A 9,112-nucleotide genomic window follows, 5' to 3' on the forward strand; every position below is an offset into this window, starting at 1 on the left:
CGTACGCGGCGTTTATCCGCTCAACGCATCGAACAATGAATCCAGGCGTCGTCTACGCATTCGCGGCCTTTGCCATCTGGGGCCTTTTTCCGATTTACTTCAAGGCCTTGCATTCGATCGGCGCGGTCGAGATGCTCGCGCATCGCATGGCGTGGTCGATGGCATTCTTGCTGATCGTCATGACCGTGCGGCGTCAATGGAAGTGGCTCGGCCCCGTCCTGCGCGACAAGCGTCTGCTTGCGCGTTTCGCCGCGAGCGCCGTGCTGCTGTCGGCGAACTGGGGCATCTATATCTGGGCGGTGAACGACGGGCGCATCGTCGAGGCGAGTCTCGGCTACTTCATCAACCCGCTCGTCAACGTGCTGTTCGGGATGGCGTTCCTGCACGAGCGGCTGCGGCCGGTGCAGTGGCTCGCGGTAACGATCGCCGCGGCAGGCGTCGCGTGGCTGACGTGGGTGAACGGCGCGCCGCCGTGGATCAGTCTCGCGCTCGCGCTGACCTTCGGCGGCTACGGGCTGTTGCGCAAGACCGCATCGCTCGGCGCGCTCGAAGGACTCACGCTCGAAACGATGCTGTTGTGTCCCGTCGCGCTGCTGTATCTCTTTTTTCTGAATTCGCACGGCGGCAGCGGCTTCGAACATGCCTCGCTCAGCGTGAAACTGCTGCTTGCGGCGGCGGGGCCCGTGACCGCGGTGCCGCTGCTGCTGTTCGCGGCAGGCGCGCGGCGCATTCCGCTATCGATGCTCGGGCTCATCCAGTACATCACGCCGTCGCTGCAATTGCTGATCGGCGTCGTGATCTATCACGAGTTCTTCGGGCACGATCAGGTGATCGGCTATGGCGCCATCTGGACCGCGCTCGCGATCTACTCGCTCGAAGGCGTGGTTCGCGCCCGCGCGGCCCGCGTCTGAACGATCAGCGCAACGCGTCGCCGAAGCGGTATTCGACCGTCGCTTCATCGAGCTTCGCCTTGATGTCGGGATCGATCGGCTGATCGACGGCCGCGAGCGTCTCGTTCAGCTGATCGGGCCGGCTCGCGCCGATGATCGCCGACGTCACCGCCGGATTCGCCAGCACCCACGCGAGCGCCGTGCTCGCGAGCGAGCGTCCGGTCGGCGCAACGATTCCGTTGATCGCTTCGATGGTGTGAAATTCGCGCTCGTGCCAGTACCGCTGCGTATACATCGCGCCCGCCTTGCCGACCGCGCCGGTGAAGCGTCCGTCGCTCGGGGCGGCGTCGTAGCGGTGCTTGCCCGTCAGCAGTCCGCCGGCGAGCGGGTTGTAGGGAATGACGGCGAGTCCTTCCTCGGTCGCGAGCGGCAGCAATTCGCGCTCGATCTGGCGAAAGAGCAGGTTGTAGCGCGGCTGCACGGAGACGAAACGCGCGGCGCGCAGCACATCCGAGCGGCCGAGCGCGCGCGCCAGCCGGTACGCCAGAAAATTCGATACGCCGATATAGCGCGCCTTGCCTTGCCGCACGATGGTATCGAGCGCTTCGAGCATCTCGTCGAGCGGCGTGTCGTGATCGTCGTTGTGAAGCTGATAGAGATCGACGTAATCGGTATCGAGCCGTTTGAGCGATGCATCGATCGCGTCGAGCAGATGCTTGCGCGATGCGCCCTTGTGCCACGCGAGCGGCCCCATTTCATGCACGGCCTTGGTCGCGAGAATGTAATGGTCGCGACGGCCTTTCAGCCAGCGGCCGACGATTTCCTCGGTGCGGCCCGCGAGATCGTGCCCGCTGCCGAGCGGATAGACGTTCGCCGTGTCGATGAAATTGACGCCCGCGTCCGCCGCCCGGTCCATGATGCTGCGCGACACGTCTTCCTCGGTCTGCAGGCCGAAGGTCATCGTGCCGAGGGTGAGACGCGAAACGGTGAGACCGGTATTGCCGAATTTGCGGTATTGCACGGTTGCGCTCCAAAGATCGGTTCGACGGACAGAATACTTGCTATGCCGCGCGCTTGCCCGCTGTGGCAGGCGCGGAGCGGCCCGGCGCGTCATCGAGATAGCGGAACACGACACCCGACAGCAACGTGACGACGCCCATGCACACGAAACTCAGCTTGAAGCCGGTCGCAGTCGAGAACGACCCCTGGAAGAGCTGCACGAGCGAGCCGCCGATCGACACGCCCAAACCGATCGCGAGCATCTGCACCATCGAGAAGAGGCTGTTGCCGCTGCCCGCGTCCTTGCTCGACAGGCCTTTCAACGTGACGCTGTTCATCGCGGCGAACTGCATCGAGTTGCACGCGCCGAACACGGCGAGAATCGCGATTTCGACGGCGAGCGGCAGCGTCGGCGAAAACAGCGCGAACGCGACGATCGACGCGCCCACGAGCGCCGTGTTCACGAGCAGGAACATGTCGTAGCCGTAACGCTTCACGAGCTGCGCGATCCAGCGCTTGCTGATCGTGCCGGCGACGGCGATCGGCAGCATCATCAGACCCGAATGCAGCGGGCTGTAGCCGAGTTCGAGCTGCATCAGAAGCGGCAGCAGAAACGGCACGGCGCTCGATCCGATCCGGCATAGCAGATTGCCGATCAGCCCGACGCTGAAGTTCGGCTCGCGAAAGAGCGCGAGCTGAAAGAGCGGATTGCGCTTCTTGCGCGCGTACGGAACATAAGCGAACGCCGACACGGCCGCGAGCGCGAACAGCGCCGCCGATACCGCGCCGCGATGCGTCTCGACCGGGCAATCGAGCGCGAGCGAGAACGACACCATGCACATCGAGAGCAAGCCGCAGCCGACGAAGTCGAAGGGCGGGGCGTCATGCACCGTGTCGTTCGGCAGGAAGCGCTGCACCGCGTACAGGCCGACCGCGCCGATCGGCACGTTGATCAGGAAGATCCAGTGCCACGAGAACGACTCGACGAACCAGCCGCCAAGCGTCGGGCCGAGAATCGGGCCGACCTGGCCGGCGACGGAGATCATCGCGAGCGCGGAAACGTAGGCTTCGCCCGACACGGCGCGCAATATGGCGAGACGCCCGATCGGCAGCAGCATCGAGCCGCCGACGCCCTGCAGCACGCGCGCGAGCACCAGTTGGTTCACCGAGTGCGCGTTCGCGCAGGCGAGCGAGCCGATTACGAACAGCGAAATGGACACCTGATAGACGCGGCGCGTGCCGAAGCGGTCGGCGAGCCAGCCCGATGCGGGTGTGAGCAGCGCCATCGTGAGCGTGTAGGCGACGACGATCGACTGCATCGCGAGCGGCGCGGCGTTCAGACTGCGCGCGATGGAAGGCAGCGCCGTGTTGACGATGGTCGTGTCGAGCGCCTGCATGAAAAAGCCCACGGCGACGATCCAGAGCAGTGCCGTGTGGGAGGAACCTTTGGTCATGTGGAAGCGGAGTTGCGGAGGGCCGCGCGCCCACGAAAGCCTTTTGAAAACAAGGTCGTTTGCGCGATATGTGAAATCTTAATGACTCCGCACGTCATCGGGAAGACCGCTAGCCGCATTGACTGTCATCGGAATATGCGATGACAATATCGCATGCTCAATCCAGTCTGGCTGACGACATTCGCGACGGTGGCCGCGTCGCACAGCTTCACCGACGCCGGGCGCCAGCTCGGGCTGCGGCAGTCGAGCGTGTCCGAGCATATTCGTCGCCTGGAGGAGAGCGTCGGGCGGCGGCTTTTCGTGCGCGATACGCATTCGCTCGCGCTCACCGCCGACGGCGAAGCGATGCTGGTCCACGCCCGCGTGATTCTGGAAGCGATGGCGCACGCGCAGTCGCAGTTCAGCTCGCCGCGGCTGCGCGGACGCGTGCGGCTCGGCTCATCGGACGATATCGCGCTCGGGCCGCTGCCGAGCGTGCTCGCGGCCTTTCGCGACACGCATCCCGATGTCGAGCTGGAGATTACGATCGGCATGACGGGACGGCTCTATCAGATGGTCGATGCGGGCGAGCTCGATCTCGCGGTCGGCAAGCGGCGTCTGGGCGATGCGCGCGGCATGCGGCTTTTTTCCGGCCGGCTCGAATGGCTCGCGAAGCCGGGAACGGTCGTCGATACGAAAGAGCCTCTGCCGCTCATTCTGGTCTCGGAGCCGAGCGTCACGCGCGGCGTCGTGCTCGATTCGCTCGCGATGTCCGGCGCAAGCTGGCAGATGGTCTGCACGAGCAGCAGCCACGCGGGCTGCATCGCCGCGGCGCGCGGCGGTCTCGGGCTGACGGTGCGCTCGCATTTCCTGGCGGCGCGCGGACTCGCGCCGCCGGTGAATCGCGCCGACTTGCCCGAATTGCCCGAAGTGGAATTCATCGCGTTCGGCGCCAAACATCTGAGCCGTCCGGCCGAAACCTTGCTACAGCTTCTGGAAAATAGCGATCTGCGCGGCGAATGGGACGGCGAATGACATGCGCGGGCAGCGCACCGGACGCGGCCCTGCAACGACCGGCAGACCCGAATGGCTATCTGCAAACTGTTCTTATATATTGTGCGGCGTTTGAAGTAGCCACCTTAAAAGACGTGTTTCGGTTCTTCCTTTTCTTCACTTCCGGTTTGCCCGGCATCCGTGCGCTTCTCGCGGCGATCGCGTTCGCCGCGTGCTCGAACGCCCACGCGGCGACCTATCTGACGAAACACTGCGCCGATCTCGAAGGGAAAACCGTGCCCGCGTCTATCATCGGCTTGCCGACGCGCGGCGCGACGATCGTTTCGGCATCGGTCGTCAAGGCGGCGGCGCTCGGCAACCGCAACGGCGAATACTGCCGCATTACCGGCTTCATCAGGGCGCTGCAGGACACGACGCCCGATATCCGCTTCGAAGTGAATCTGCCGAGCCGCTGGAACGGCCGCGCCCTGCAGATGGGCGGCGGCGGCTACAACGGCACCATCGTTTCCGGCACCGAGCCGATGTCCTTCGCCCCCGATTCGACGCCGCTCGCGCGCGGCTACGCGACCTTCGGCTCCGATTCGGGCCACGTCGGCAATTCGGGGCGCGCGGACTTCGCCGGCAACGACGAAGCCATCGTGAACTTCGGCTTCGGCCATCTGAAGAAAACCCGCGACGTCGCGCTCGCGCTGATCCAGATGGGCTACGGGCGGGCGCCCGAAAAGACCTATTTCGCGGGCGGCTCGACCGGCGGCCGCGAGGGCTTCACGGTGATCGAGCGGTTTCCGAACGACTACGACGGCGTCATCGCCAACGCGCCCGCCATCAACTTTTCCGGCGTGCGGCTGATGGGCGTGAAGGTCGGCCAGGCGTCGTATGCGAAGCCGGGCGGCTTCGTCGGCCTTGCGCAGCAGCGGCGCGTCTTCGAGACCGTCGTGCACGATTGCGACCGGCTCGACGGCGCGGCGGACGGGATCGTCAGCAATGTCGAGGCGTGCAGGAAACTGGAGCCGCAGATCATCGCGTCGCTGCGTTGCGAGAACGGACAGCGGCCTTCCTTGCGCGACAGTTGTCTGTCGGACGCGCAGATCGACACGCTCGAGACCCTGCGCGACGGCGTCACCTTGCCGTATCCGCTCGCGTATGACGTCAGCGCCTATCCGGGCTACAACGTGTTTCAGGGCGTGGACTTCTCCGGCGCGCTCGGCCTCGGCGATTCGCCGACGCTGCTCAATCCGCCGACGTTCGCCGCGAACGGCTATCTGTTCGCCCAAGGCGATGCCTATATCCGCCACTTCGTCACGCGCGATCTCGCGTTCAGCTCGCTCACGTTCGACGTCGACACGCCCGGGCGCTTCAAGCAGCGCCTCGTCACGCTCGCGTACACCGTCGGCGCGATGAACCCGGATTTCACCGCGTTCATCGCGCATGGCGGCAAGCTCATCGCGATGCACGGCCTCGCCGACGAAGTCATCAGCCCGAATCAGACGATCGCGTTTTATCGCGGGCTCGTCGATCGTTACGGAAAGGACAGCGTCGATGCGTTCATGCGGCTCTACATGGTGCCGGGATTCCAGCACGGCAACGGCGTGTTCATCCCCGCGTGGGACGAGCTCGGCGCGCTCGACGACTGGGTGAGCAACGGCATCGCGCCGGAGACGCTCATTGGCAGCGACATCGCGCCCGCCACCAACGGACGCACGCGGCCGATGTGCCGTTATCCGAACTATCCGCGCTATATGGGCAAGGGCAGCATCAACGTCGCGGCGAGCTTCCGTTGCGTCGAGCCGTGAGCATCGGCATCGTCAGAATGCGTTGGCGTGCCGGTCCGACATGCGCGGCCAGTATCTCGCCAGCCAGCGCGACACGAGTCCGCGCTTCGCGACGCGATACGACGTGAGCGACACCTCGATCGGCTGATCGCTCTCGGACGTGAGCCACACACGCTCGCCGCGCGCGAGACGCACGACATCGCCGGGCTTCATCCAGTAATCGTACGGATCGCGATGACGCGTCAGCCAGATCGACGGCGCCGCCGCATCGCCGATGCGCAGTTCGGCGTCGCGCGTGAGCCGCCACGACACCATCTGATGCGGATGCACTTCGACAAAGACCACGACGCGCGCGCCCGATGCAGCAAGGCGCCCGGAAGCGACGCCGTGGCCGACGCCATGACGCGCGAAAACTTGCGATACCTTTTCCATCTCTGCTCTCCATGATGTGAGCCGAAGACGGAACCTTGCACGCAAAAACAAGAAGGCCCCGTCTTGCGGCGGGGCCTTCGGAATCTGTCTGCTTGCTTTTCTGCTAGCGCACACGCTGTCCCGATGACCCGCCACGGATGGCGTTCATGCGGTTTTTAATCGCGGCGATGGAGAAAAGGATGGCTGCGTGCATGTGTCGCAGTATCGATGGGCATGTTCGTGTTTGTCAATATCGAGATAGACTTGAACGCATCAAAAAACATTCGGAGGCTCGTCGTGGCTTATCTGCTACTCGTCGTGGAACCGGTCGAACAGCGTGGCCAGCGCACGGAAGAAGAGGGGCGCGAGGCGTATCGCCAGATGGGCGAATTCGCGGAAGGACTGAAGGCGCGCGGCGTGCTGCGCGCGGTCGAATCGCTGACATCGCTCAGGGATGCGGCGCGCGTCAGCGCAACGAAGGGCGATGCGCGCGTCATCGACGGACCGTTCGCCGAAGCGAAGGAGATGATTGGCGGCTTTTTTCTGATCGATTGCGAAACGCGCGCCGAAGCGGTCGCGATCGCGGCCGAATGTCCGGCAGCGAAATGGTGCACCGTCGAAGTCCGAAAAGTCGGCCCTTGCTATACCTGACACGCGCTTCGTGTCGATTTTCCTGCGCGCCGTTCGTCGTGGTATTGAAAACAGCGATCAACCCGGAGACCGCCGCCATGCACAAACAAATTTTCGTGAACCTTCCCGTTCGCGATCTCAAGCGTTCGATGACGTTTTTCAAGGCACTGGGCCTGAGCTTCGATCCGGCGTTCACGAATGACGACGCCGCGTGCCTCGTCATCGGCGAAAACATTTACGCGATGCTGCTCGTCGAAACGTTCTTCCAGACTTTCACCGAAAAACCGATCGTCGATGCCCACGCGAGCACCGAAGCGCTCGTGTGCCTGTCGTGCGAGAGCAGGGCGGAAGTCGACGATCTGGTTGCGAAAGCCATCGCCGCGGGCGGACGTGCGCCGCGCGCGCCGCAGGATCACGGCTTCATGTACGGCCACGGATTCGAAGATCTCGACGGCCATATCTGGGAGCTCGTGCACATGGATCCGGAAGCGGCGTGAGCGGGCGCGCGAAACGGGACAGCACGCCGGACGATGCCGCCCGGCGCGCCATCGACGCGGTGTGGCGCATCGAGTCCGCGAAGGTGATCGCGAGCGTGGCGCGCGTCGTGCGCGACGTCGCGCTTGCCGAGGAACTGGCGCAGGACGCGTTCGTCGCCGCGCTGGAACACTGGAGCCAACCGGGCGTGGGCGTGCCCGAGAAGCCGGGAGCGTGGCTCATGACGACAGCGAAGAACAAGGCGCTCGACCGTCTGCGGCAACACGCGCTGCACGCGCGCAAGCACGAAGAATACGGACGCGATCTCGACGCGCGGGAAGCGCATATCACGCCCGATTTCGTCGATGCGCTCGATGCCGCGCGCGAGGACGACATCGGCGACGATCTGCTGCGGCTCATCTTCACGGCGTGTCATCCGGTGCTGTCCGTCGATGCCCGCGCCGCGCTGACGCTGCGCCTGATCGGCGGACTCACGACGGATGAAATCGCGCGTGCGTTTCTCGTGCCGGAGCCGACGATCGCGCAACGTATCGTGCGCGCGAAGCGCACGCTGTCGGCGGCCCGCGTGCCGTTCGAGGTACCGAAAGCCGATGCGCGCGCCGCGCGGCTCGGATCGGTGCTCGAAGTCATCTATCTGATTTTCAACGAAGGCTATTCGGCGACCGCCGGCGACGACTGGATGCGACCGGCGTTGTGCGAAGACGCGCTCAGGCTCGGGCGCATCCTCGCGGAGCTGACGCCGGATGAGAGCGAGGTTCACGGGCTCGTCGCGCTGATGGAGATTCAGGCGTCGCGGACCAAGGCGCGCGTCGACCGGGAAGGCCGTCCGGTGCTGTTGCCGGATCAGGACCGCAGCCGCTGGGATCCGCTTCTGATCCGGCGCGGGCTTGCCGCGCTGGAGCGATCCGAAGCGCTGGGCGGTGCGCGCGGCGTGTATGCGTTGCAGGCGGCGCTCGCGGCGTGCCATGCGCGCGCGCCGAGCGCCGCCGACACCGACTGGCCGATGATCGTCGCGCTCTACGACGCGCTGATGCAGACTGCGCCGACGCCTGTCGTCGAACTGAATCGCGCGGTCGCCGTGAGCATGGCGTACGGGCCGGAAGCCGCGCTGCCGATCGTCGACACGCTCGCCGACGCACCCGCGCTCAAGAGCTATCACTGGCTGCCGAGCGTGCGGGCGGATCTGCTCGCGAAGCTCGGGCGCAAGAACGAGGCGCGCGCGGAATTCGAGCGCGCGGCTTCGCTGACGAAGAACGGGCGGGAACGCGCGTTTCTGCTGGAGCGGGCTGGCGAGATGGGATGAGACCGTGAGAGATGGGCTTCGTCCGATCGCATCATTGATTTAACATAAGACAAATTATCGGCATTTTTGATGTAGGAGCAACATGAGAATGTCGTGTTCTAGCAAGATACAAATGTCGTGTTTTTGCGACCACTGGCAAGCTGGCGACTGACTGCACCACTGCAG

Annotated in this window: 9 protein-coding genes; 6 read left to right on the plus strand and 3 right to left on the minus strand. The window is 64.8% G+C overall.

Annotated features, from left to right (window positions below; genetic code table 11):
- Positions 1-35: 35 nt before the first annotated feature.
- Entirely contained in the window at positions 36-911 is an 876-nt protein-coding gene (gene rarD, locus QCE49_RS06665) for an EamA family transporter RarD (protein WP_008349632.1), read from the plus strand.
- Between the two features lie 4 nt (positions 912-915).
- On the opposite strand, the gene QCE49_RS06670 is transcribed toward rarD, so the two are convergent.
- Both QCE49_RS06670 and QCE49_RS06675 read right to left on the minus strand, forming a co-directional pair.
- Positions 916-1,911 carry an aldo/keto reductase gene (locus QCE49_RS06670; protein WP_008349630.1) on the minus strand — a complete coding sequence of 332 codons (996 nt, stop codon included), beginning with the start codon at positions 1,909-1,911 and terminating at the stop codon, positions 916-918.
- Positions 1,912-1,951: 40 nt separating this feature from the next.
- The gene (locus tag QCE49_RS06675; protein ID WP_250459218.1) at positions 1,952-3,343 is read right to left on the minus strand and encodes a DHA2 family efflux MFS transporter permease subunit; all 1,392 of its coding nucleotides are present in this window, start codon (positions 3,341-3,343) and stop codon (positions 1,952-1,954) included.
- 153 nt (positions 3,344-3,496) lie between these two features.
- Between QCE49_RS06675 and QCE49_RS06680 the strand changes: the two genes are divergently transcribed.
- Both QCE49_RS06680 and QCE49_RS06685 read left to right on the plus strand, forming a co-directional pair.
- The gene (locus QCE49_RS06680; protein ID WP_008349626.1) at positions 3,497-4,357 is read left to right on the plus strand and encodes a LysR family transcriptional regulator; all 861 of its coding nucleotides are present in this window, start codon (positions 3,497-3,499) and stop codon (positions 4,355-4,357) included.
- Between the two features lie 113 nt (positions 4,358-4,470).
- Positions 4,471-6,129, plus strand: coding sequence for a tannase/feruloyl esterase family alpha/beta hydrolase (locus QCE49_RS06685; RefSeq protein ID WP_309805822.1), 1,659 nt, complete (start codon positions 4,471-4,473; stop codon positions 6,127-6,129).
- Between the two features lie 12 nt (positions 6,130-6,141).
- Here the strand turns inward: QCE49_RS06685 and QCE49_RS06690 are convergent, their stop codons facing one another.
- Positions 6,142-6,540: a DUF2917 domain-containing protein gene (locus QCE49_RS06690; protein WP_250439749.1), complete on the minus strand. Its 399-nt coding sequence runs from the start codon at positions 6,538-6,540 to the stop codon at positions 6,142-6,144.
- 276 nt (positions 6,541-6,816) lie between these two features.
- Here QCE49_RS06690 and QCE49_RS06695 point away from each other — a divergent pair, with 276 nt between their 5' ends.
- The 3 genes from QCE49_RS06695 to QCE49_RS06705 all read left to right on the plus strand — a co-directional run bounded on the left by QCE49_RS06695 (position 6,817) and on the right by QCE49_RS06705 (position 8,947).
- Positions 6,817-7,170, plus strand: coding sequence for a YciI family protein (locus QCE49_RS06695; protein WP_008349620.1), 354 nt, complete (start codon positions 6,817-6,819; stop codon positions 7,168-7,170).
- Between the two features lie 77 nt (positions 7,171-7,247).
- Entirely contained in the window at positions 7,248-7,646 is a 399-nt protein-coding gene (locus QCE49_RS06700) for a VOC family protein (RefSeq protein ID WP_175982886.1), read from the plus strand.
- Positions 7,643-8,947 carry an RNA polymerase sigma factor gene (locus QCE49_RS06705; protein WP_250434714.1) on the plus strand — a complete coding sequence of 435 codons (1,305 nt, stop codon included), beginning with the start codon at positions 7,643-7,645 and terminating at the stop codon, positions 8,945-8,947. Before QCE49_RS06700 ends, QCE49_RS06705 begins: the two co-directional genes overlap by 4 nt.
- The last annotated feature ends 165 nt before the right edge of the window (positions 8,948-9,112 follow it).

It is taken from the genome of Caballeronia sp. LZ008, from assembly GCF_031451435.1.
GTDB classification, from domain to species: Bacteria; Pseudomonadota; Gammaproteobacteria; order Burkholderiales; family Burkholderiaceae; genus Caballeronia; species Caballeronia zhejiangensis.

What these genes read in the sequence shown, in the direction of transcription:
- QCE49_RS06680 (WP_008349626.1), top strand. Translation starts at nt 3,497, where the DNA reads ATGCTCAATCCAGTCTGGCTGACGACATTCGCGACGGTGGCCGCGTCG.
- QCE49_RS06675 (WP_250459218.1), bottom strand. Translation starts at nt 3,343, where the DNA reads ATGACCAAAGGTTCCTCCCACACGGCACTGCTCTGGATCGTCGCCGTG.
- QCE49_RS06700 (WP_175982886.1), top strand. Translation starts at nt 7,248, where the DNA reads ATGCACAAACAAATTTTCGTGAACCTTCCCGTTCGCGATCTCAAGCGT.
- rarD (WP_008349632.1), top strand. Translation starts at nt 36, where the DNA reads ATGAATCCAGGCGTCGTCTACGCATTCGCGGCCTTTGCCATCTGGGGC.
- QCE49_RS06690 (WP_250439749.1), bottom strand. Translation starts at nt 6,540, where the DNA reads ATGGAAAAGGTATCGCAAGTTTTCGCGCGTCATGGCGTCGGCCACGGC.